Here is a 21,934-nt window from a genome sequence, read left to right as displayed (position 1 = left end):
CCGTGAATCGAGCACTGGGCATCATTGAAACCGTAGGCCTCGTCGCAGGTGTGAGGGCGGCGGACATCGCCGTCAAGGCGGCTTATGTTGAACTGGTGGGCTATGAACTCACCAAGGGCGACGGTATGGTGGTGGTTAAAGTGACTGGTGACGTCGGCGCTGTTAAAGCAGCAGTGGACGCCATCGGTGCCGCACCGGATTTAAAATCGAAACTCTATAGCGTCAAGGTGATACCGCGCCCGAGCGACGCCATTGACGCTATGGTATACAACGGCGATACGCGCGGATACGACGTTCCCTCAGAAGAGGTTGTCGAAGCCGTAGACGTCGAGGTGGCAGAGCCTGTGGAAGAAACCGTCTGCAATCTCTGTGGCGATCCGGCGTGTGCACGCCGGAAGGGCGAACCAAAGTGGCGCTGTCTACACTATTTTGAGAAGAAAAGGAGCGAAAGACATGGGAAACGCATTAGGCATGATTGAAACGAAGGGGCTCGTCGGGGCAATAGAGGCTGCTGACGCAATGACAAAGGCGGCCAATGTCGTTCTTGTCGGTTATGAAAAAATCGGTTCTGGACTGGTTTCTGTAATGGTCAGAGGCGATGTCGGCGCCGTTAAAGCGGCAGTAGACGCGGGAACGGCAGCGGCCAATGCCGTTGGGCAAGTGGTGTCGACGCACGTCATACCGAGACCACATGCGGACACTGAAAAACTGTTGCCGTCAAAATAGGTGGCGCTTATGAAATGCGATGAGGTAACTGAACGGGTTTTAGCGGTGCTGGGCTATGTGCCCGTAGGGGTCTCCAATCGGCATGTGCATCTGTCGCAGACGGATTTTGAAAAGCTGTTCGGCTCGACGGCGCTGACCCCTTATAAGGCGCTGAAGCAGCCCGGTCAGTTCGCAGCTAAGGAAACGGTAACCCTTCGAGGCCCCAAGGGGGCCATAGAAAGCGTTCGGGTGCTGGGCCCCTTTAGGAAGACGACACAGGTGGAAATTGCCACAGCTGACGGGTACAAACTCGGCATTTGCGCACCGGTGCGGGCATCTGGCAATCTCGAGGGCACTGACGGTGTGACACTTGTCGGGCCTAAAGGGCAGGTGACACTGTCGTCAGGGGTTATCGCCGCCCATAGACACATTCACATGTCAGAGGCTTGTGCCGAAGTGTTCGGCGTGAAAGACGGCGATACAGTGTCTTTAAAATCGGAAGGGGTTCGCCCGACGATTTTTGAAGCGGTCACTATCAGAGTTTCGACACGGTATGTTCTAGAGGCGCATGTAGACGTGGAAGAGGCCAATGCCGCCGGCCTTTCCAATGGCGATTTGATGAAAGTGGTGACGTGAGGAGGCGCCTATGTGGTCAACTGAAAAAGCGGTGGCGGCAGTTGTCGAGACACTCTATAGACGATTTGGCGTCAGAGCACTCTGTGTGCTGGAGAATCTAAAAGACGCAGAAACGATGGCGCAACGCCTCGCCGTACCGTGGCTTTTGGTGGACATTGTGACTGAGGCGCCGCCGCAGGTGGTTCGAGAGCAATTTGAGGCGGCCGGTGTCGCCGTCGGCGCGGTATCGGCGCCTAAAAGTGACGTTTCTGGATCGCCATACCTTTTTTTAGCGCTTTCAGAGCTGTATATCGGTGAGGCACAGGCGCTTTTGCGCTTCAGCTTTGGAGCGGAGAAGGGGCGCCTCGCCTTTGAATTTCTCAAAGCGGGCAAGTCGATTTACTACGCGTCGAGCGATTTGCGTTTACGCGCTGAACAGGCGCCGGCGTTTTACGCGAAGTTGTACGCACAGATGACGGCGCTCGAGGCGATGGGCATCTCGCCCTTGACACCGCTGCCGCCGGTAATTGCCGGCGTGTGCGACCTCAAGACACTTAAAGGGTATGCCGGGCAGACGGTGGTACTTGCGGCGTCTGCGCGACTGACGCCACTGGCACAAGAGCAAATCGATGCCCTCGACATACAAATAATACGGAGACCGGAGGGGTTATGAAATTTGGACGCGTAAAAGGGACGGTTGTGGCAACGACGAAAAATGCCCACCTCGTAGGCACTAAGCTGTTGATTGTGCAACCGACGGACGAAAACTTCAACGCGGTGGGCCATGCAGTTGTCGCCGTGGATAGTGTCGGCGCAGGCAATGGCGATCGGGTGCTCTACGTGACGGGCAGTGTTTCCAAAACAGTGCTCAGCGGTCCGGTGGATGCCACCATCGTCGCCATTATCGACACAGTAGAAGTGCAGTAGGAGGCGAGGATGCAACTTTATACAAAAACAGGTGATACGGGGACAACCGGCCTTTTCGGCGGCATGCGCGTGCCGAAGTCGAGTCCAAAAGTGATGGCCTATGGTCAGTTGGACGCCGCCAGTGCCCAGATCGGACTACTTAAAAGCGTTGTCGACGACCCGCCGGTGGTGGCGTTGTTGACCCATATACAAGAAACACTTATTGTCGCCGCCACTTTATTGGCATCTGACGGCAGTACGGCACCACCTGATGTAGAAAGCTGCGAGGTGGCGCTGTTGGAAGAACATATCGACTTGTGGCAACAGCAGTTGCCCACACTGGAGGCGTGGGTACTGGCAGGCGACGAAGTCGTCTCGGCACATGCCCATGTGGCGCGCACTGCCGTCCGAACGGCGGAGCGGTCTATCAGTGCGCTGAGTAAGACGACGCCAAAGCGGTACGAAGGCGTTCTCATGTACGTCAATAGGCTGTCGGACTTTCTCTTTGTCTTGGCGAGACGACTGGCGTTTCAGGCAGTGCTGTCGACTGTTAAGACAGCGGTAGTCAAACGCCTCGGCGCCACGGCTTTCAGCTGTGCAGATGCGGCAATAGACGCCTGCATGGCGCAGGCCGCGGCACTGGACATCGCCGTGTGCGTCGCAATCGTCGACGCCGCCGGACATCTCGTCGCCTTTAAACGGATGCCGGAGGCGCTTATCGGCAGTATTGACATCGCCTGCGCCAAGGCGAAGACCGCGGTTAAATTTAGGTGCACCACTCGGGCACTAGGTGAGCAGGCGCTACCGGGGCAACCGCTTTACGGTATTGAAAACTGTGATGCCGTCATTTTTGGCGGCGGATTCCCGGCGATGCGCGGTGATGTGCTCATCGGCGGTATCGGCGTCAGCGGCGGTTCAGTTGAACAAGATGAGGCCGTTGCAAGAGAGGGTTTAGAAAAGTTACAAGGGGGCTAACATGACAGTTACAAATGAACAAATTCAATGGATTGCGCAACAGGTGAGAGAAAGACTTGAGACAGAAGAGTCGGTAAAGGTGCCGTTAAAAGGCGTTTATCCCTCAATACAAGAGGCTGTAGAGGCGGCGTACAAAGCGCAAAAAGTGTTTTTAAACAGGCCCTTGGCTTTTAGAAAAAAACTCATTGAAGCGATGCGCGCAGGACTTGTGTCCCATGTGGAAGAACTGGCGGCGCTCGGCGTTGAAGAGACTGGGATGGGGCGCATGGCGGACAAGGTGCTTAAACACCGGGCGGTTATTGAAAAGACACCCGGCGTCGAGGATCTCATGTCGGGCGTCTTTACAGGCGACGACGGGTTGACGCTTTTAGAATACGCACCTTTTGGCGTCATCGGTGCCATCGCACCGTCTACCAATCCGTCTGAGACGGTTATCTGCAACGCCATCGGTATGATTGCCGCAGGAAATGCGGTGGTGTTCTGTCCGCATCCCAACGCCAAGAAGACATCGAACTTGGCGGTGCACTACCTCAATGTGGCCATACAGTCTGTCGGCGGTCCTGAGGGGCTTGTAAACAGCGTAGACCAACCGAATATGGCAGCTGTCGACGCATTGATGCACCACGACAAGGTGCAAATGCTCTGCGCTACCGGAGGCCCCGGTGTTGTGAAAGCGGTGCTCAGTTCGGGGAAAAAAGCCATTGGCGCCGGTGCGGGCAACCCACCGGTGCTCGTCGACGAGACGGCGGATATTGAAAATGCGGCTTTGGCTATAGTCAACGGCTGTACTTTTGACAACAATTTGCCGTGTATCGCCGAAAAAGAAGCGCTGGTGGTGGACGATGTGTGCGACTATCTTATTTTCAACATGAAAAAGCACGGGGCGTTTGAAATCAAAGACGCGGCGACGCTTCAAAAGCTTGAAGCATTGGTGTTTGACGACGCGGGGCATCTCAACCGCGCCTATGTCGGCAAAGATGCCTCAGTCATCTTAAAGGCCATCGGCATTGACGCCGGTGCCGATATCCGCTTGATTATCGCAGAAACAGCTGCCGACCACCCCTTTGCGGTGGAGGAATTAATGATGCCGATTCTCCCTATTGTGAGAGTGCGCGATGCCGCTGAAGGCATCGACCTCGCCTGTAAACTCGAGCACGGCCTCAGGCATACTGCCGTTTGTCACTCTAAAAACATCGATGTTTTAACGGAAATGGCGCATCGGATACAGACGACCATCTTTGTTAAGAATGGGCCGTCGTACGCGGGTATCGGCGTCGGTGGCGAAGGGTTTACCACCTTTACCATCGCCGGGCCCACTGGTGAGGGCTTGACGTCGGCAAAGGCATTTACAAGGCGCAGACGCTGTGTGCTCGTCGGCGGCTTCAACATCAAGTGAGGCGGTGGTTATGAGAGATGAAAGGCTACAAAAAATCGAAGCAGCCGGTGTGGTCGGTGCCGGCGGCGCGGGGTTTCCGTCGCATATAAAGTTTGGTGCGAAGGCGGAGTGGGTGTTGGTGAACGCCGCTGAATGCGAACCCCTTTTACAAGTGGATCAGCAGCTGATGGTCTACGAAACCGAGCGCTTTTTAAAGGGACTTGAAGCCGTTGTGGCCATAACGGAGAGTCGCTGTGGCGTCATTGCCTTAAAGCGCAAGTACACAGCTGCTGTAGAAGCGTTGGAACACTTTTTGCCGGCGTACCCGCATTTTTCATTGCACTTTCTCGACAACGTCTATCCGGCGGGCGATGAACACCATATTGTGCTGGAGGTGACAGGCAAAGTCGTCCCCGAAGGGGGTATCCCACTGGATGTCGGCGCTGTCGTGGCCAATGTCGAGACGTTGGTCAATGTGGCAAAGGCGCTGGAAGGACAGCCGGTAACGGAAAAATACGTTACGATTGCCGGTGCGGTGCGCTCACCGTCGACATTTTGCGTTCCCGTAGGCACTTCTCTGGAGACGCTTATTGAAAAGGCCGGAGGCTTAACGGCACCGGATTGTGTGCTTATAGACGGCGGACCGATGATGGGTGGCGTGGTAGCGATTAGCGATGCGGTGGTGGAGAAGACGTCTAAAGGGTTCATCGCCTTGCCCAAAACGCACCCACTGGTGGTTTCAAAAGAAAAGGCGGTTTCTCAGATAATCAAGGACGCCAAAGTGGCTTGTTGTCATTGTGACCTGTGTACCGATTTATGCCCGCGCTATCTCGAGGGACACAGACTGCATCCGTCTAGACTGATGCGCATCGCCAGCTATCAGAGTACCGGTGATCGGCACACGACCCTCGAAGAGGCATATCTGTGTTGTGAATGCGGTCTGTGTGAACAGGCGTGCGTAATGAACCTACAACCTTGGAAACTGAATCGGTTTTTAAAAGAAAGCTTGCGGAAAGAGGGCGTAAAGCCGACGTTGCGCGAACCGGCGCCCACGCCACACCCCTTTCGAACTTTGCGCGGTTATGACGCTAAGCGGCTTTTGTACCGTTTGGGACTTTTTGAGTACAGTGGCGATGCGCCTCTTGAGAGGTCGCGTTTGGAGGTGTCTGAAGTTACGCTGATGGCGTCGCAACACATTGGGGCGCCGGGACACCCAGTTGTTCAGAAAGGTGCACCAATTGCAACAGGCGATCTCGTCTTTGCTGCGGCAAAGGGCGTATCGGCCAATATTCACAGCAGCATAGCCGGCGTTGTGAAAGCGGTATCAGACGACAGAGTCGTCGTCGAAAAAATAGTGGAGGAGGCCTAACATGAACGAGGTGTTGATGATTTTGTTGGCGTTTTGCGGCGGTGTATTCGGGGCATTGGTGGGGGCTCTGCCGGCCTTTGTGTTCACTGGTCTAATCGGTTTGACGGGAATAGCTATTACCGCGGCCGGTGGTACGGTGGATCTCGTGGGCACCATGGCGTTTGGTGCATTTTTCGGACCGCATATTGCGTTTACAGGAGGTGTTGCCGCTGCGGCACTGGCCTATAAACGGAAACAACTGGATAGCGGTGCCAATATCTTGATGCCGCTCGCCAAATACAACGACCCTCTATTGTTACTGGCCGGCGGGGCTTTTGGCGTACTGGGGTATCTGTTTAACGCACTGTACGGACGATTTATCAATTTGCCGACGGATACCATTGCTCTGTCGGTGATTACGGTGGGCCTTATTGTCCGATGCCTCTTTGGGAAGAGTGGGTTACTGGGCGACAGAAGTGAAAAAAACTGTGCGTATTTTCCCACGGGAAAACCGCTCGTGTTTTGGCTCTTAACCGGTGCCGCAGTGGGGCTTCTGGTTTCTTATTACACCCTTGAAACGGGCATTGTGACGCTTGGTTTTTGCATCAGTGCCGCGAGTTTGATTTTTACGCAAATGGGATTTCCCGTTCCGGCAACACATCACATCGCCCTCGTGTCGGCACTTGCTGCCAGCGCATCGGGCAACCTCTGGATGGGGATGGTCTTTGGAGTTGTCGCTGCAATCCTCGGCGAGGCCATCGGTAGGACGTTTAACTTTCAGTGCGACACCCATGTGGATCCACCGGCGTTTACGATTTCTATCTGCGCCTGTGCTATCCTCTTGATTTTTTAGGAGCGGTTATATGAAGACAGCCATTGGATTATTGGAGTTTAAAAGCATTGCCAAAGGCATCGCCGTTATGGACGAAGTCCTCAAATCGTCACATGTGACATTGGTGACGGCGACGCCTATCTGCCCCGGCAAGTACATCGGCCTGATTACCGGCGAAATTGCCGCAGTTCAAAATGCCGTAAAAGTCGGCGAACGCCTAGGTGGGATCTTCTTGGTGGAAGCCATCGCCTTGTCGAATCTTCACCGAGATGTGATACCGGCGCTTTCGGGAAGTACCGGCGTGGCATTGAATGGAGCGATAGGCGTTGTGGAGACCATGTCTGCTCTGGGCGCCATTGAAGTAGCGGACACAGCGTGTAAAGCGGCGGCAGTCTCGCTGCTGGAAGTGCGTATTGCCAGAGGACTGGGCGGCAAGGGGTTCTTGGTGTTTACCGGAGAACTCGCGTCTGTTAAAGCGGCTATTGCCGCAGGTGAAAGCGCTTATAACGGTACTGGAGAGATTCTTTGTGCCACAGCGGTGGCGTCGCCTGAGAAAGCGCTGTTGTCGGCACTGTGCTAAAGGGGACGGTTCTTTTGTGCCGGAATCGCCTAGTATTTTACAGGTGGAGGGTGTTGGTCTTATTGATACGACTTGTCTCCAGCACTTCTCGCGAAAGTTTGTCCACTGCGACAACTGTGAAAGTTCACGATTGCCGTATGGCGATTATTGTAGGAGCGAGGTGACAGACCCAATCGCTTCAACCTAAAGTATTGCAGCGCTTGTCGCTCAATGGCATACAGCGTAGGTGCACAAAAGAACCGTCCCCTTTTGTCGCTTTGCACAACAAAGGTCGTCACCCCCCTCAAGCCCCAGATGGGCATGAGGGGGTTTTATAACGTGAGTCGCCATCACGAAGGGACGGTTCTTTTGTGCCGGAATCGCCTAGTATTTTACAGGTGGAGGGTGTTGGTCTTATTGATACGACTTGTCTCCAGCACTTCTCGCGAAAGTTTGTCTACTGCGACAACTGTGAAAGTTCACGATTGCCGTATGGCGATTATTGTAGGAGCGAGGTGACAGACCCAATCGCTTCAACCTAAAGTATTGCAGCGCTTGTCGCTCAATGGCATACAGCGTAGGTGCACAAAAGAACCGTCCCCTTTGGTGGGTTTACAGTTGGCCTGTGATGGTGTATAATCACAAACGACTGAAAAATTATGAGATGAGGAGTTTGAGATGATACAATCCATTGCAGGTAGCGGTTGTGAGATAATTTTTCCCACTGAGCCCTTAAAACCCGTCAAAGAGATAGAGCGGAGCATTATTAAAACGTATAGAAAAGACTTGTGGTCAAAATTTATCAAAGCGGTTAAAGAGTTTAGACTGGTTGAGGAAGGCGATAAGATAGCTATTGGCGTATCCGGTGGCAAAGACAGCCTATTGCTTTGTAAAATGATGCAAGAACTGCAGCGCCACGGCAAAGTAAAGTTTGACATCGAATACATTGCCATGGATCCGGGGTATCACGAGAGCAACAAAACCCTCTTACTGTCCAATTGCAAACATCTTGAGATTCCCGTCACCTATTTTGAATCGGAAATTTTCAAAGTGGTGGACAAAATTTCAAACGACTACCCATGCTATCTGTGTGCCAAAATGCGTCGCGGTACCCTTTACGCCAAAGCTCAGGAGCTCGGTTGCAATAAACTGGCGCTTGGGCATCACTTTGACGATGTCATCGAAACGCAGCTGATGAACATTTTTTACGCGGGGATGACCAAGACGATGATGCCGAGATTGCGTTCGGACAATTATGAAGGGCTCGAACTTATTAGACCGCTGTATTATGTGAGAGAAGAGGGCATCAAGCGCTTTATACAAAGTACGGGACTTTCACCGATGAATTGCGGTTGTGTGGTGGCGGCGAAGAAGACGTCGAGCAAACGCAGAGAAATGAAAGAACTGATTGCCAAGATGAAGGAGACGCATCCCGATGTGGACAAGTGCATTTTGCAGTCGGCACACAATGTTCAGATGAACTGTGTCGTGGGGTGGACGAAAGACGGCGAGAAAGCGTCGTTTCTAGACGACTATTTTGAATAGACCGCCAAGTGCGGTGTAGATGAGAGGGGACAACGGCTTGAAGGACGCAGTCTGTCCCTCTAATCTTGTAATGCTGTTGAAAAAATGGGGCTTGCATTTTTTTTAAAAAGAATTATAATAGAATAGTAATGCAGGTATGGCGGAATAGGCAGACGCGCTAGATTCAGGTTCTAGTGAGGGCGACCTCGTGCAGGTTCAAGTCCTGTTACCTGCACCATTTACGAAGTCATGTACAAGGAGAAAACTTGTGCATGACTTTTTTGTATTTTCCATGGTATCCTATTAGAAACAACATCAAATTGATAGAAGGGATTAAGTGATGACAACTGTTTATTTTGTAAGACATGCACAACCGAATTACTTGAATCACAACGATCGCGAAAGGGAGTTGACGGCAAAAGGTCTGGCGGACTGTGCGCTGGTCACTCAGTATTTATCAGATAAAAGCATCGATGTCGTGCTTTCCAGTCCTTACAAAAGAGCTGTCGACACGGTAAAAGATTTTGCCGATCAATTTCATCTTGAAATTGAAACGGTGGAGGCTTTTAGAGAGCGAAAAATAGGTGAGGTGTGGATTGAGGATTTTGACGGCTTTTCCAAAAGGCAGTGGGTGGATTTTACTTACAAGCGACCGGAGGGAGAAGCGCTGTGTGACGTTCAAAAAAGAAATGTAGAAGCGCTATTTGAAGTGCTCGAACGACACAGGGGGAAGAACATCGTCATCGGAAGCCATGGTACGGCCTTGAGTACAGTGATTCATTATTTTAATAACGCTTATGGCTACGAAGACTTTGTGAAAATCAAAGGTCTGTGTCCGTGGATTGTCAAGTTTGTTTTTGAAGCACCTTCAAAACCGGTTATCGAGTATGTGGATGTGCTCGGGGACGTGTTAAACGACTAGCGCAAATACATGCAATCAATCGAGAAGGGGTTAAGGGCGGCAGACAAACAAGTGAACGAGAGGCAATAGTGCTTTATGGCGTACGCCGGTCAGACAGCTTTTTCTTACTTGAAAGAATTGAGGCTTTTGAGAGGATGGCAACTGTTGTTACAAACTGATAGGACCGTAACGGAAATAGCCGGTGAAGTGGGCTGGGAAAATCCGAGCAAGTTTTCAAGCGCTTTTAAATCGAGATATAAAATCTCTCCTTTGACTTATCGTAAGTTAAATAAAGTAGATTAAGCTTGGGATACGGCAGTTTTGGAGTTTTTTTGTAGAAACGGAGTAGCGGCAAAAATAATTGAAGCGTAGAATAAGTCTGTAGTTAGTTAAAGCTGATTGCAGGCTTTTTTATTGTGATCAAGCGAAAAAGCAATAAGGCGGCAACTAACTAAATAATTGAGAAAGACTAACTATTAAAAGTCAAGTATAAACTCATCATTTATCTGTAAATTACTGATGGATAAAAATGCACAACAAAAAGACCTCTTATAGATGAAAGAAGGGTTATTGATTGTTATTTTCCATAACTTTATAGGGTGCATTATTCTTCAAAATATAATGGATAACGTTACACATTTTACGAGCTAGTGCACCAACTGCAACAAGATGATGTTTACCTTCAGAACGTTTCTTTTGGTAATACGCTGAGAATACTAGGTCATTGAATGCAGCAATTTGTGCTGATGTGAAAATTGCCCTACGAAGGTATGGTAATCCTCTCTTGGACATTCTGTTATTTGTACTTTGAAAGTCACCAGATTGTGATATAGTTGCATCTATCCGGCGTAAGCCACCAACTTTGAAGGAGAAGTGAACCTAGACACATCACCCAACTCGCCAAGAATTACAGCTGCTGTTACATTTCCAACACCAGGAATAGTTGTTATAGGTGAGTTGATTAAATTAAGTAACTCATCAATTTCTGACTCAATTTCATTGACCTGATGTTGTATGAAATCGAGCTACATATGTTACAATACTTTTATAGAGATTATGATATGTTTTACTAGGTAACCAAGATTGCTAATGGAGGAATGGACACAATGCGTAGCTACAGCCACTGTGTGTTGCATTTGCGCATTGCTGTAGTTATGTAGTTATGTGACATTAATATCTAGTGTATAGAACTGTTTCAGAGATACTAATAAAGCTGATAGATTATATGGAGGAGACATGATAAAGTACGAGATTAAACCGCTAAGTAGAGAATTGAATCAAGAATATCTAGACTTTTTTGATAATAGAGCCTTTTCTGACAACAATCCAAATGGTCCATGTTACTGTACTTCCCCAAATATGACCAAAGATGTCGAAAAGAAAATGGTTAGTGAGTTTGGTGATGACATAAAAGGTACTATACGACGATATGCAGTCGATATGTTGAATGATGAGAAGATAAGTGGATATCTAGCGTTTGACGACTCACTATCCATTGCGTGGTGTAACGTAGCAGATATGGATTCGTATGAATCATTTGTACCAGAGTATGCCAGAGAGATTTCATGTGGTAAGACGATTTCAATAGTTTGCTTTGAAGTTGCACCTGAATATAGAAGTAAAGGTATAGCATTATCGTTTATTGAACGAATATGTACTGATGCTAAAGATAATGGCTATGATGCAGTAGAAGGTTATGTCACAGTACGAGATGATTCAATATTTGATTTCACAGGTCCAAGAAGATTATATGAGAAAGCGGGTTTCATTGAGGTGGGTAGAAGTAAGGATAAAATTATAATGAGATTTATGCTGTAATTCAATCATTAGTTTAGAATGAAGATATAGAAATAAGCATCTTTGCTAAGGTTAAGTGGATTGGTGAGTTAACGATATTAACGTCACATAACATACGATTTCCAACACTGCGATCGCTAACCGAGTCAGGCCTGTATTAGGTGTTCGGCTAAAGCCTCACAACCATGAGCAGACCTTGTAAGCTCCTTGCGTCGTAAACCGAAGACCGCTATGTGACATGCTTAATTGGGTGCATATTGGAAGGAGCTTACCTATGGGTATTAGAGGCTTGTCACATCACCTATCATCAAGTTTCCATCATTGGTAAAACCATCAGCAAGCTGCATACCTTACCAACGACGGAATTTCGCACACGTTAGGTGATATCTGATAATGTGTATTGATAAAAAGTAGGTGAAGTTATGATCAATTATAATATGAAAGTTAAATTAAAGAAGCATAATCCTAATTGGAGAAAAATGTATGAAGATGAAGCTTTAGCATTAAGGAGTATATTTAAGATGGATTTAATTGACATTCAACACGTCGGAAGTACATCAATTAGAAGTGTTGATGCTAAACCAATAATAGATATTGTGATTGGATTAGAGACGTTTAGTACAGGTGAAAAGTATATTGACATATTGATAGATTATGGATAAATATTTAAAGGAAGTTTAGGAAAGAGTAAAAGATACTTTTATACAAAGTTGATAAATGGAGAGAGAACATTTAATCTACATGTTGTTGAACATCATGATACTAATTGGTTTAATCAAATTTTGTTCAGGGACTATAATTTCCCTGTTGACTAAGAGGAACATACTCCTCATTTTTAATCTTAACTTGATTCTCTTTTAAGATACTCAATATAGAGTATCGGTCATTTACGAAGTATTCTAAACTCAATAATCACGCCCCCTTTAACAAGAAATTATCAAATTAACATCATTATACACTAACGACATATTTATTGCATCATTTATGGTGTAAGTTTTCATGCTTTAAGACAACATTTTATTATCCTATAGATTTTTCATCAGTCAGTATGGAGTCCTTTCATCACATAATAGATGCTTTTGATTCGGACTCCATTTATTAAATAAAAAAAGATGCATAGCTTTTAAACTATACATCATGCTTTATATAAAACCTTGTTGCATTTTCTTTTATTCGTTTGTTTACACGCCTTATCATATTTTCAGGCATATCTCTTCTGGTGTAACTAAGAGTTTCTCCCCTGTGTAGTGCAAGAAGTAAATTAGGCGTAATAGGAAAATACAGACCATCATATCTACCTTTATAAAATGTCTTATCGATTATTACAAACGCTGGATTATCAGAAGTTAGGAATTTTTTATTTCCAATAGTTCTATAGAAAACCATATGTAGATTTCTCATCTGTTCTTCTTCTTTAAGAACTAAAGACTCCTCATCACCCTTTTGATAAGTTCTAATCAACTTCAAGAAATAAGCTGAAGCTTGTTCACCAAAGATTTCTTCATACTCTTCATCTGTCATATTTTCTTTAAGAAATCCAAAATTCGAATCAATATCTTCTCTTATTTCATTTTTTTTGTTAACATTTCTTGATTTCTGAGTAGTTATAAAAGTCACCAGTTTGCACTTATCATCCAAAGATAAATTATGTGACTTATTATTCATTGTTTCAATTACTTCATCACGAAGGCGATTCCATTCACCTTCAATATCATGCCAACCTTTTTCAATATCAAGAATTCTTTTTCTCTCAATTTCTGCTTTAATATCCTTTTTTGAAAACTCAGAACCATCTTTGGATTCAATATCCCATTCATCAAATCTATAGTAATTCATTGAAACATCAAAAAGATTATCAAGTTTCTTATCTTCTACCGATATATTATAATTCCGCAAGTCACCAAAAATTTCTTGTCTATCATCATCTGTTAAAATTAGAATGTTACTTGGTGTCAATGTATAAAAATCGTTTTGACCTAGCACTTCATCAGTTGACTTATAAAAATCTCTATTTGGGTCTTTCATGAACACATGTACTTTTTGTCTATCATTCTCCCATGCTTCAAGATAAGTTCTCGGAACATAGTGTTGAAATTTATATTCTGCCATAAATGGTTTCCTTCCTAAATATGTATATAATAATTATAGACTATTGCACGAACCTGTCAAGAATTTTGTGTAAAGTTTGATTTAAAATTTTAAGTGAGCAGCGATTCTGTCAGAAAAAAGAATCTCTAATTGATTCATGACTTGACCCCAATTTTGGACAGGACGAGTCCACGATTGCTTTATATCCATGGTTCTTAAGTAAACCAACTTGTATAGAGCGATTTCATTAGGAAAAGCACCTTTGCGATCTGTAACTTTTCTAAGCTGATTATGATAACTTTCAATCGTATTGGTGGTGTATATAATTTTTCTTATCTCACTAGGGTACTCAAATAAGCGCTTTACAGCGTCCCAATTGTTACGCCAAACAGCCACTGCTGCTACGGATTCTGACCATTTTACCTCAAATGCTTCAAACAGCATTATTGCTTCATCTAAGCTCACTGCTTTATAAACGGCCTTTATATCTTTAGCGAATTCAGACCATTTTTTTCGTGCGATATAACGTGTAGAATTGCGCATAAGATGAACAATGCATCTTTGTGTTATGGTATTGGGGAAAACGCCTTTGATAGCCTTTTCAAGCCCTGTTAGACCATCTAGAGAGATAAACAAGATATCTTCAACGCCACGTTGTTTTATTTCCTCAAGGATTTGAAGCCAATGGCGGCTGCTTTCTTCTTCTGAAAGCCAAAACCCAAGTACGTCTTTCTTGCCATCTATGTCAATGCCAATGATGTTGTACAGCGCCTTTTGCCCTGTACCGGAGGCTGTTTTAACCGGCGTATACATAGCGTCTACGAATACAAAAGGGTAGAATTTCTTTAAAGGCCTATTTCTAAACTCTTGTACTAATGGAACGATTTTATCGGTCACCTTTGAAACTGTTTCATGGCTGACTTCAAAGCCATAGATATCCTCAATCGTTGCTGAAATATCACGCTGTGATTGGCCTTTTGCATACATTGAAAGGATTTTCTCTTCTATCCCTGAAATATCCTTTTGATGTTTTTGAACCACCTGGGGCTCAAAAGAAGCTTCACAATCTCTTGGGATATTTAGATCAAATTGTCCTAATTGGCTTTTTACCGTTTTAGCACTTTTTCCATTACGCCTATTTGATGTATGCTCTATATTATTTTCACTTTTTGAGTAGCCTAGGTGTTCGTCAAGTTCTGCATTTAGCATTGTTTCAAGCGTTTCAGAGAACATATCTTTTAGTGCTTCTTGAACATCCAATGCGTTCTTTAGTTCATAGTTCTGAAACAAATATTCCATTAATTCTTTGGGGGCTGGATTTCTTTTTGCCATTTCGGACCTCCATTTTGTCTAAGTGAATTATAACTGATTTTTCACTTTACACAAAATATCTTACACCATCTTTCAAAATTTACAATATCGATCACGACTAAAAGGATAGGACTCTAAGCTGTTGTAAAAACTAAAAATATGCACAGTTATTACGGCCTAAACGACATAAAAATATTTTTTGAAGATGGCAGTGCATTGAGCTATTTTAAGCAATAATAGGCATCCCTCCCTCTTATCGTTCACCAGTCGATTTTTTGCAGACCGACGAGAAATAAATCGAGTAAAAACAATCAAAAATTTGCGAAATGATTTGAAAACCCTCTCACTAATAACATGTCGCCAGAAGCCTAAAAAGGGACACAGTTCACAAAAAATTTACAAAAAATATTTTATGTTGCTGAAATTTATCCGTACCACCTCTACATATAGAACGAACGAAAGGGGGCATATCTTACGTTTGTTAATAAAAATTAATATTTAATTTGAAAGGAAATCTACATTGAAGAGAAGGAGACAATAAAAATGAAAAGAAAATAGAACTTGACGACAGACATGGCTCGAAGACATTAGGAAAACGTACCCTATCGATAAAAGCCCTAGGCGGGGCTTGAATATCTTCAACAGTAAGGTCTATTTTTTTCATGTTCTATGCGTTGCACCTACCGATGAGGATGGAGTTGTCCAATTTAGTAATTTACTGATAGAATGAGTATGTACTTATAATTAAACGCCTTTCTTTGCTTTTCTGGTCAACTAACATTTTATCGAGTTTTGCTTGTGAATGCACTTTCTTTAACATTGATATGGTATCCTATTAGAAACAACATCAAATTGATAGAAGAGATTAAGTGATGACAACTGTTTATTTTGTAAGACATGCACAACCGAATTACTTGAATCACAACGATCGCGAAAGGGAGTTGACGGCAAAAGGTCTGGCGGACTGTGCGCTGGTCACTCAGTATTTATCAGATAAAAGCATCGATGTCGTGCTTTCCAGTCCTTACAAAAGAGCGGTCGACACGGTAAAAGATTTTGCCGATCAATTTCATCTTGAAATTGAAACGGTGGAGGCATTTAGAGAGCGAAAAATAGGTGAGGTGTAGATTGAGGATTTTGACGGCTTTTCCAAAAGGTAGTGGGTGGATTTTACTTACAAGCGACCGGAGGGAGAAGCGCTGTGTGACGTTCAAAAAAGAAATGTAGAAGCGCTATTTGAAGTGCTCGAACGACACAGGGGGAAGAACATCGTCATCGGAAGCCATGGCACGGCCTTGAGTACAGTGATTCATTATTTTAATAACGCTTATGGCTACGAAGACTTTGTGAAAATCAAAGGTCTGTGTCCATGGATTGTCAAGTTTGTTTTTGAAGCACCTTCAAAACCGGTTATCAAGTATGTGGATGTGCTCGGGGACGTGTTAAACGACTAGCGCAAATACATGCAATCAATCGAGAAGGGTTTAGGACGGCAGACAAACAAGTGAACGAGAGGCAATCATGAATGTACATCAAAGATTTTTGAATCAGCACACCCAGCAGATAAAATCAGACAATGGGGTAACGGCGTATTTTTTGGAACAGACGCATATGAGCGGTACGATTATAAGATGCGAGCTAGAGCTGGGACTCGAGATGCTGTTCTACGATTATTATGTAAAAGAAGATCAGAGCATTAGTGGTTTTGAGAAGAGTCGTTTAATAGAAATTTTTTACTGTTTAAGTGGCCATGTTGAGATGACGTACGGCTCAGGGGTTGTGTGTTTAAAGGAGAATATGATTGGAATTTATGATTTTAACACCTGTCCGGAAAAAGTAATCGCGAAAAAAGGGCATCTCAAAGGGATTAGCTTAATGATGGATGTTGATTTGGCAGATAGGGGAATTGGTAAATTTCTGAGCCGCAAGCTTATTACAGTACACCAATTTCGAGAGAATTTAGAAAAGCAAGAGAAGCTGTTTCTAGCTTTTGGTGATCATCATCTCAGGTCTGTATTTTTGAGTATTGCAGAAAATCCATATGGGTACGACAAAGAGTATCTATTGGTAAAAGCGATGGAGTTGGTGCTTATCGGCAATAACAGTTTAAAGTGCTCGAGGGCGGATAGACGGGTGCATTCAACGGATTATCAGTGTTTCGAGAGAGCAATAACGTATATGGAGTATCATATGTCTTCGGCCATTACCATACAGGCATTGGCCGAAGAGATGGGGCTAACAGTGCGTCAGTTGAATCAGTGCTTTATGGCGTACGCCGGTCAGACAGCTTTTTCTTACTTGAAAGAATTGAGGCTTTTGAGAGGACGGCAACTGTTGTTACAAACCGATAGGACCGTAACGGAAATAGCCGGTGAAGTGGGCTGGGAAAATCCGAGCAAGTTTTCAAGCGCTTTTAAATCGAGATATAAAATCGCTCCTTTGACTTATCGTAAATTAAATAAAGTAGATTAAGTTTGGGATACGGCAGTTTTGGAGTTTTATTTGTAGAAACGGAGTAGCGGCAAAAATAATTGAAGCGTAGAATAAGTCTGTAGTTAGTTAAAGCTGATTGCAGGCTTTTTTATTGTGATTAAGCGAAAAAGCAATAAGGCGGCAACTAACTAAATAATTGAGAAAGGAGAATAGGTTGTAATGGAGATCAGAGACTTGAAGAACTATGGGGGTGAAATGAATGTCATGTTCCAAAAGATATCGAAAAACCACCCTAAAGTTACAAAAGAGGCAAAACGAACGGCGCTCTCGATTATACGTAAGCGAATTGGCGTGCCTAAGATGCTCACCTTGTTTGTGAATTTGCGAAAAGAGCAAAAGCGCATCAGTCGCATACCGTTTCCGGTAAAGGGACCCATAAAAAATGAAACCATCGAAATGCTGCAGAAGTCTTTTTCTCGAAAAATAGCAATGTTCTGTGCTTTAGCTAAGGTGACAGACAAGGAGAAAGCTATGGAAATCATGAAGGAAATAACCGATGCAACTGCGTATCTATCTGCTATGACAGAACTGCCGAATGCTGAGGATTTTTATGCCTGTGGTGACGCGTTTATAGCCTTTAAAGCGTATATTCTTGAAATGTTTCGAATAGGTAAAAAAGCGGGTGTTCACGATTACGTCATACTTGAAAATACCGATAACTGCCTAGAATTTGACATTACCTATTGTGCGATATACGAATACATGAAGCAAATTGGACCCAAGGAAGCCTGTATATCAAATTGTTATGGTGATGAGGTCTTATTTCCGAAGATATGTCCGACAATAGGGGCTGCTTTCAGCAGGAAGTGCAATATGGCAGAAGGGGGTTCTTGTTGTCATACCAAGTTTGAGCGACTTGATAAAAAATAGTAAGAAGGGGGCCTTTCAGTACTGCAAAAACAGCCTGTTGCAACTTGAATCTCGTTGCAACAGGCTGTTTTTACAGTGAGGTGCACTTGTTAATCGTGAATGTACGTTTGATTGACGAGGGAATCTTTTAGAGTTTCGTAAGGGATTTCAAATTCGACAATGCCCATATAACCTGGAGCAACGGTGTACTCGTCGAACGATATTTTGAGTTGGCCGTCTTTGGTAATATAGAAAGATTGGTCTTTGGTGATGCCCTTAAAGTCGTCTACAAAATACACTTTTGAAGCATCATCGCGCATGTGTGCTTGCATCTGTTTTTTGATGTTGTCGCTTATGACTTCTAGATAGCTGTCATCGGTAAACAAATCTTCTAACTGAATCAACTTGCCAAGCTTTGGATCGACTGTATCGTAAGTGACTGTGGAGGAGCCGGATGCCTGAACTGTCGTCATTGAGCGCGCTAGAGAAAAGACGCGTTCTGTATCGGTGACGACGGAAAAGCGGGCGTCGATGCTCTTGTGCGCATCGGCGAGTTTTAGTTCTGGCAGCTCTTTGGAGAAGTCGTTGAAGAGGGTTTCGTATTCTTTTGAATACTTGGCGTTGAGCTCGGCTTCCAGTGTGTCGTTGCCAATGCCTTTTAACTGGGGTACGTTTAGGCTGATTGTGGCATTTTCTTCTTGGGCGTACCAGTTTTTAATGGTGATGACTTTGATAAACTGCCCGACTAACGGAAGTTCGCCGGTAGCGTTGCTGATTACCGGGGTCACGTTAGTAAGACCGAACAATAAGGCCAATGAGGCCGCAACGCTGACGCAGCTTCTCTTTAATTTTTTGAAAAGTAAGAGGCGCTTGCCTTTAGACAACGCATCGTTGACAGAGGCATCTAAGTTTTGGGGAATTGTCACTTTCATCATTTCTTCCTTCAGATTGTTTACAGTATTCATAATAACCATCCTTCCTCTAGGTCCAGTTCAACTTTCAGTTTCCTTAACGCGGCGTACAGTCTGCTTTTTACGGTGTTGACGTTGAGATTTAGAATGCTTGCGATTTCGTCGAGCTTAAACATTTCAAAGAATCTCAAATGGACGATAACGCGGTATTCGTACGGTAGGTTGGCCAGCGCTTTTTGCAAGTCAAAATCTTCGTATTGGTCTTCGTGGGCAGACAAATTTTCTTCAATGATTGAGGGTTCTGAAGGCATGCACTTTTTCTTTTTAATGAAATCCAGTGCTGTACGCGACATAATTTGATAAAACCATGATTTGATAGCATTTTCATCTTTGAGGAGCTGTACTTTTTGAATTGCTTTGACAATGCTGTCTTGGAGTACATCCAAAGCATCGTCGGGGTTTCTAACATAGCCGTAAATAAATCGGTAGTGATTTTCTTTTTCTTCAATTATATGGGTTTCTAAAAGTTTTAACTTATGGTTTTTACAGTTGTCCAATCATTATGCCTCCAATCGTTGCGTCTTTCAATAGTTTCTTAGCATGCATGCTTATACACGAGTGTCCTGTTTCGCTTGCTTTAAGAGTAATTTTTTAGTTCAATGCAAGTGATGCAGTATACTAGTAAGACGAGGGAGCTTTCTCAAAAGTTCAAAGACAAGGGCCCTTTTTTAAAAGACGGTGAGTGGCACAACTGGAATCTTGTTATAGTTTTACGTTTACTAGAATGGTACAATAAAGAAGTGCAAGGGGGAGACGCACAGGGAGGAGGCGACGGTTAATTATCCCGGGTGGAAAAAAGGGGTATACTCAACGCGACAAGAAGCAGTGGTAGGCGTGGCGGAAGGATACCTATATGTGGTGATGCGCGGAGAGGCGCTCGTTATTGGTACTCTATGCGTTTAGACGTTTAAGAGCACAATACGCCTGCCATTCGGCTTTATGAAAGATGTGGTTTTCAGTACATAGACACTGTTTCTCTCGGTTTGGAAGCATACGGCTTATACGGGTTCAAGTTGTATGAACGGTTGACAGTGGGACGCAAGGTGTAAGGAGGTAGGGGTGAAATTTGTATTTCTGATAGGCAACGCCGCTGTGGGTAAAATGACGGTGGGGCAAGAACTGATGAAAATCACTGATTTGAGGTTGTTTCATAACCACATGACCATTGAACCGGTAATCGAAATCTTCGGTCGTTTTGAGGGGCAGACAATTGCACGATTGCGGGAAGTTATTTTTGAAGCGTTTGCTGCCTCACAAAACAAAGGGATGATTTTTACGTATATGTGGGCGTTTGACGAACCGTCTGACTGGGCGTATGTGGAACGGGTCAAGTCGATTTTTAGAGAAAAAACCCCTGAGACGACGTTTTATTATGTAGAACTTGTGGCTTCAAAAGCAGTGCGTCTCGAGCGAAATGCAACAGAGAACCGATTGAAAAACAAAGCGTCGAAGAGGGACCTTACAGCTTCTACTGAACGACTGCTCAATGATGACAGAACCTATCGATGTGAAAGTTACGAGGGCGAAATCGAGTTTGAAAACTATTTGAGAATTGACAACTCAGTATTGACGCCACAAGAGGTTGCACGTCAAATACAAGTACATTTTGACCTTTAAATCGGTAGAATTTATATCTGTACGTTTTTGTAAGCGCTTTTTTGGGGTATAAGCTGTATAAGAATCACTATTTTATTAAAACAAAGGAGCACAGATGATGGATTACGAAAGAAGAAATGTATCGGTCATTAAAAAGACGGTGAAATCGGGGGTTAGTTTCGGTAGTGCACTGGCAATCGTTATCAGCTACGTGACGTGGCAGTCCATTGGATGGGCTATTTTACACGGTATCTTCAGCTGGCTGTATGTGATTTACTTCGTTATTAAGTACGGTTGGCGCTAAAGGCAGTGAGTCTTATGCGTTTCAACAACTTATTTTACACCGATGATACTTAAGGCAAACGCCGTGCAAAGCGCCAATCGATGGCCTTTTGCATGGCGTTTGTGCGTTATTTATGGGGCTTTTCATCGACCATCAAGCGTTCACCTTCTTCGTCGACGACTACAGCTTGGTGGTTGCCAAGTGGGCGCAAGTCGTATTGACGGCTGTAGAGGTCTAAAATTTTTTGTGTGGATTCGACAAATGGCGGGTTGCCGAAATGGGGGACGATGCTGAACGGCACGATGTCAAGTGCGGTGAAATCGCCGTTGAGCGCCGATCCGAAAGAGGGGTCGTCCATGGGAACGGCGTAGGCAACGGTTGGCGAAAGAATCATTGAACCTGCTGAACTGCCGATGTAGAGTTTCCCTTTTCGGATGTGGTCGACAAGCAACTGATCGACGCCGCTGTGTCTAAGGACTTGTAACAAATAAAAGGTGTTGCCACCTTCTACAAAGACGACGTCGTGTGCCTCGAGGGCAGTTTTGACAACTGAATAGGGCGTCTTTGAAATATCGAGTTGTGTTACGGACATGCCGAGAGCCTCCAGTGCCTTTATATCGGCATCTTTGTAGAAGGTGATGCTTTCCATATCGCAGGCATTGGGAATAAAGGCCACGGAGAGCCCTCTACAGGGGGTGAACTTTGGTAGTAGCGAGGCCACTTCGGCAAAATAAGCGCTTAAAAAAAGTTTCATTTTAAAACTCCTCTCTTCATAGGTGTACCATCAGTATACTGGAAAAAGGTAT

26 protein-coding genes, 1 tRNA gene and 1 pseudogene are annotated in these 21,934 nt (G+C 44.9%); 21 read left to right on the top strand and 7 right to left on the bottom strand.

Annotated elements, in window-relative coordinates; all coding sequences use genetic code 11:
* Nucleotides 1–2 precede the first annotated feature (2 nt).
* From ACR6HW_RS03540 to ACR6HW_RS03475, 14 genes are all read left to right on the top strand, one after another.
* Nucleotides 3–479 carry a BMC domain-containing protein gene (locus ACR6HW_RS03540; protein WP_455729789.1) on the top strand — a complete coding sequence of 159 codons (477 nt, stop codon included), beginning with the start codon at nucleotides 3–5 and terminating at the stop codon, nucleotides 477–479.
* Nucleotides 454–726, top strand: coding sequence for a BMC domain-containing protein (locus tag ACR6HW_RS03535; RefSeq protein WP_455729788.1), 273 nt, complete (start codon nucleotides 454–456; stop codon nucleotides 724–726). The genes ACR6HW_RS03540 and ACR6HW_RS03535 overlap by 26 nt, the downstream gene beginning before the upstream one ends.
* A gap of 9 nt (nucleotides 727–735) precedes the next feature.
* A complete protein-coding gene (locus ACR6HW_RS03530) occupies nucleotides 736–1,341 on the top strand; it encodes a phosphate propanoyltransferase (RefSeq protein WP_455729787.1) in 606 nt (201 codons plus the stop codon).
* A gap of 10 nt (nucleotides 1,342–1,351) precedes the next feature.
* Nucleotides 1,352–1,993 (top strand): hypothetical protein, encoded by a 642-nt coding sequence (locus ACR6HW_RS03525; protein ID WP_455729786.1) that lies wholly within the window; start codon nucleotides 1,352–1,354, stop codon nucleotides 1,991–1,993.
* Nucleotides 1,990–2,247, top strand: coding sequence for a EutN/CcmL family microcompartment protein (locus ACR6HW_RS03520; RefSeq protein ID WP_455729785.1), 258 nt, complete (start codon nucleotides 1,990–1,992; stop codon nucleotides 2,245–2,247). The genes ACR6HW_RS03525 and ACR6HW_RS03520 overlap by 4 nt, the downstream gene beginning before the upstream one ends.
* A 9-nt stretch (nucleotides 2,248–2,256) precedes the next feature.
* Nucleotides 2,257–3,201: a cob(I)yrinic acid a,c-diamide adenosyltransferase gene (locus ACR6HW_RS03515; protein WP_455729784.1), complete on the top strand. Its 945-nt coding sequence runs from the start codon at nucleotides 2,257–2,259 to the stop codon at nucleotides 3,199–3,201.
* A 1-nt stretch (nucleotide 3,202) separates the two neighbouring features.
* Complete coding sequence (locus ACR6HW_RS03510) at nucleotides 3,203–4,597, top strand: aldehyde dehydrogenase family protein (protein ID WP_455729783.1); 1,395 nt, start codon at nucleotides 3,203–3,205, stop codon at nucleotides 4,595–4,597.
* A gap of 10 nt (nucleotides 4,598–4,607) precedes the next feature.
* The gene (locus tag ACR6HW_RS03505) at nucleotides 4,608–5,945 is read left to right on the top strand and encodes a 4Fe-4S dicluster domain-containing protein (protein WP_455729782.1); all 1,338 of its coding nucleotides are present in this window, start codon (nucleotides 4,608–4,610) and stop codon (nucleotides 5,943–5,945) included.
* Nucleotide 5,946: 1 nt separating this feature from the next.
* Nucleotides 5,947–6,777: a hypothetical protein gene (locus tag ACR6HW_RS03500; RefSeq protein ID WP_455729781.1), complete on the top strand. Its 831-nt coding sequence runs from the start codon at nucleotides 5,947–5,949 to the stop codon at nucleotides 6,775–6,777.
* A gap of 10 nt (nucleotides 6,778–6,787) precedes the next feature.
* The gene (locus ACR6HW_RS03495; RefSeq protein WP_455729780.1) at nucleotides 6,788–7,336 is read left to right on the top strand and encodes a BMC domain-containing protein; all 549 of its coding nucleotides are present in this window, start codon (nucleotides 6,788–6,790) and stop codon (nucleotides 7,334–7,336) included.
* A 660-nt stretch (nucleotides 7,337–7,996) separates the two neighbouring features.
* Nucleotides 7,997–8,860 carry a tRNA 2-thiocytidine biosynthesis TtcA family protein gene (locus tag ACR6HW_RS03490; protein WP_455730857.1) on the top strand — a complete coding sequence of 288 codons (864 nt, stop codon included), beginning with the start codon at nucleotides 7,997–7,999 and terminating at the stop codon, nucleotides 8,858–8,860.
* Nucleotides 8,861–8,990: 130 nt separating this feature from the next.
* Nucleotides 8,991–9,077: transfer RNA gene (locus ACR6HW_RS03485), tRNA-Leu, on the top strand.
* Nucleotides 9,078–9,179: 102 nt separating this feature from the next.
* Nucleotides 9,180–9,761: a histidine phosphatase family protein gene (locus tag ACR6HW_RS03480; protein ID WP_455730856.1), complete on the top strand. Its 582-nt coding sequence runs from the start codon at nucleotides 9,180–9,182 to the stop codon at nucleotides 9,759–9,761.
* A 75-nt stretch (nucleotides 9,762–9,836) separates the two neighbouring features.
* Nucleotides 9,837–10,043, top strand: a complete 207-nt coding sequence (locus ACR6HW_RS03475) for a helix-turn-helix domain-containing protein (RefSeq protein ID WP_455729779.1) — start codon at nucleotides 9,837–9,839, stop codon at nucleotides 10,041–10,043.
* Nucleotides 10,044–10,307: 264 nt separating this feature from the next.
* On the opposite strand, the gene ACR6HW_RS03470 is transcribed toward ACR6HW_RS03475, so the two are convergent.
* Together ACR6HW_RS03470 and ACR6HW_RS03465 are read right to left on the bottom strand one after the other, a co-directional pair.
* Nucleotides 10,308–10,571, bottom strand: a complete 264-nt coding sequence (locus tag ACR6HW_RS03470) for a transposase (protein ID WP_455730855.1) — start codon at nucleotides 10,569–10,571, stop codon at nucleotides 10,308–10,310.
* An 8-nt stretch (nucleotides 10,572–10,579) separates the two neighbouring features.
* The gene (locus ACR6HW_RS03465; RefSeq protein WP_455730854.1) at nucleotides 10,580–10,681 is read right to left on the bottom strand and encodes a transposase; all 102 of its coding nucleotides are present in this window, start codon (nucleotides 10,679–10,681) and stop codon (nucleotides 10,580–10,582) included.
* Nucleotides 10,682–10,976: 295 nt separating this feature from the next.
* On the opposite strand from ACR6HW_RS03465, the gene ACR6HW_RS03460 reads away from it, so the two are divergent.
* Together ACR6HW_RS03460 and ACR6HW_RS03455 are read left to right on the top strand one after the other, a co-directional pair.
* Nucleotides 10,977–11,558, top strand: coding sequence for a GNAT family N-acetyltransferase (locus ACR6HW_RS03460; RefSeq protein WP_455729778.1), 582 nt, complete (start codon nucleotides 10,977–10,979; stop codon nucleotides 11,556–11,558).
* A 416-nt stretch (nucleotides 11,559–11,974) separates the two neighbouring features.
* Nucleotides 11,975–12,199, top strand: a complete 225-nt coding sequence (locus tag ACR6HW_RS03455; RefSeq protein WP_455729777.1) for a GrpB family protein — start codon at nucleotides 11,975–11,977, stop codon at nucleotides 12,197–12,199.
* A gap of 466 nt (nucleotides 12,200–12,665) precedes the next feature.
* Here the strand turns inward: ACR6HW_RS03455 and ACR6HW_RS03450 are convergent, their stop codons facing one another.
* Together ACR6HW_RS03450 and ACR6HW_RS03445 are read right to left on the bottom strand one after the other, a co-directional pair.
* Nucleotides 12,666–13,646, bottom strand: coding sequence for a DUF4238 domain-containing protein (locus tag ACR6HW_RS03450; protein WP_455729776.1), 981 nt, complete (start codon nucleotides 13,644–13,646; stop codon nucleotides 12,666–12,668).
* A gap of 81 nt (nucleotides 13,647–13,727) precedes the next feature.
* Complete coding sequence (locus tag ACR6HW_RS03445; RefSeq protein WP_455729775.1) at nucleotides 13,728–14,957, bottom strand: IS256 family transposase; 1,230 nt, start codon at nucleotides 14,955–14,957, stop codon at nucleotides 13,728–13,730.
* 851 nt (nucleotides 14,958–15,808) lie between these two features.
* On the opposite strand from ACR6HW_RS03445, the pseudogene ACR6HW_RS03440 reads away from it, so the two are divergent.
* The 3 genes and pseudogenes from ACR6HW_RS03440 to ACR6HW_RS03430 all read left to right on the top strand — a co-directional run bounded on the left by ACR6HW_RS03440 (nucleotide 15,809) and on the right by ACR6HW_RS03430 (nucleotide 18,299).
* Nucleotides 15,809–16,390, top strand: a pseudogene (locus ACR6HW_RS03440) (histidine phosphatase family protein).
* Between the two features lie 67 nt (nucleotides 16,391–16,457).
* Nucleotides 16,458–17,408, top strand: coding sequence for a helix-turn-helix domain-containing protein (locus tag ACR6HW_RS03435; protein WP_455729774.1), 951 nt, complete (start codon nucleotides 16,458–16,460; stop codon nucleotides 17,406–17,408).
* Between the two features lie 180 nt (nucleotides 17,409–17,588).
* On the top strand, nucleotides 17,589–18,299 hold the full coding sequence (locus tag ACR6HW_RS03430; protein WP_455729773.1) for an L-2-amino-thiazoline-4-carboxylic acid hydrolase: 711 nt from the start codon (nucleotides 17,589–17,591) through the stop codon (nucleotides 18,297–18,299).
* Nucleotides 18,300–18,388: 89 nt separating this feature from the next.
* Here the strand turns inward: ACR6HW_RS03430 and ACR6HW_RS03425 are convergent, their stop codons facing one another.
* Both ACR6HW_RS03425 and ACR6HW_RS03420 read right to left on the bottom strand, forming a co-directional pair.
* The gene (locus ACR6HW_RS03425; protein ID WP_455729772.1) at nucleotides 18,389–19,243 is read right to left on the bottom strand and encodes an RsiV family protein; all 855 of its coding nucleotides are present in this window, start codon (nucleotides 19,241–19,243) and stop codon (nucleotides 18,389–18,391) included.
* Nucleotides 19,240–19,746: an RNA polymerase sigma factor gene (locus ACR6HW_RS03420; protein WP_455729771.1), complete on the bottom strand. Its 507-nt coding sequence runs from the start codon at nucleotides 19,744–19,746 to the stop codon at nucleotides 19,240–19,242. Before ACR6HW_RS03420 ends, ACR6HW_RS03425 begins: the two co-directional genes overlap by 4 nt.
* A 562-nt stretch (nucleotides 19,747–20,308) precedes the next feature.
* Here ACR6HW_RS03420 and ACR6HW_RS03415 point away from each other — a divergent pair.
* Both ACR6HW_RS03415 and ACR6HW_RS03410 read left to right on the top strand, forming a co-directional pair.
* Nucleotides 20,309–20,866, top strand: a complete 558-nt coding sequence (locus tag ACR6HW_RS03415; RefSeq protein ID WP_455729770.1) for a shikimate kinase — start codon at nucleotides 20,309–20,311, stop codon at nucleotides 20,864–20,866.
* A 94-nt stretch (nucleotides 20,867–20,960) separates the two neighbouring features.
* Entirely contained in the window at nucleotides 20,961–21,149 is a 189-nt protein-coding gene (locus ACR6HW_RS03410; protein WP_455729769.1) for a hypothetical protein, read from the top strand.
* A 106-nt stretch (nucleotides 21,150–21,255) separates the two neighbouring features.
* Here the strand turns inward: ACR6HW_RS03410 and ACR6HW_RS03405 are convergent, their stop codons facing one another.
* Entirely contained in the window at nucleotides 21,256–21,882 is a 627-nt protein-coding gene (locus tag ACR6HW_RS03405; RefSeq protein WP_455729768.1) for a Type 1 glutamine amidotransferase-like domain-containing protein, read from the bottom strand.
* Nucleotides 21,883–21,934 lie beyond the last annotated feature (52 nt).

It is taken from the genome of Fusibacter sp. JL298sf-3, assembly GCF_053842995.1.
This window is presented reverse-complemented; position numbering and strand designations above follow the sequence as displayed.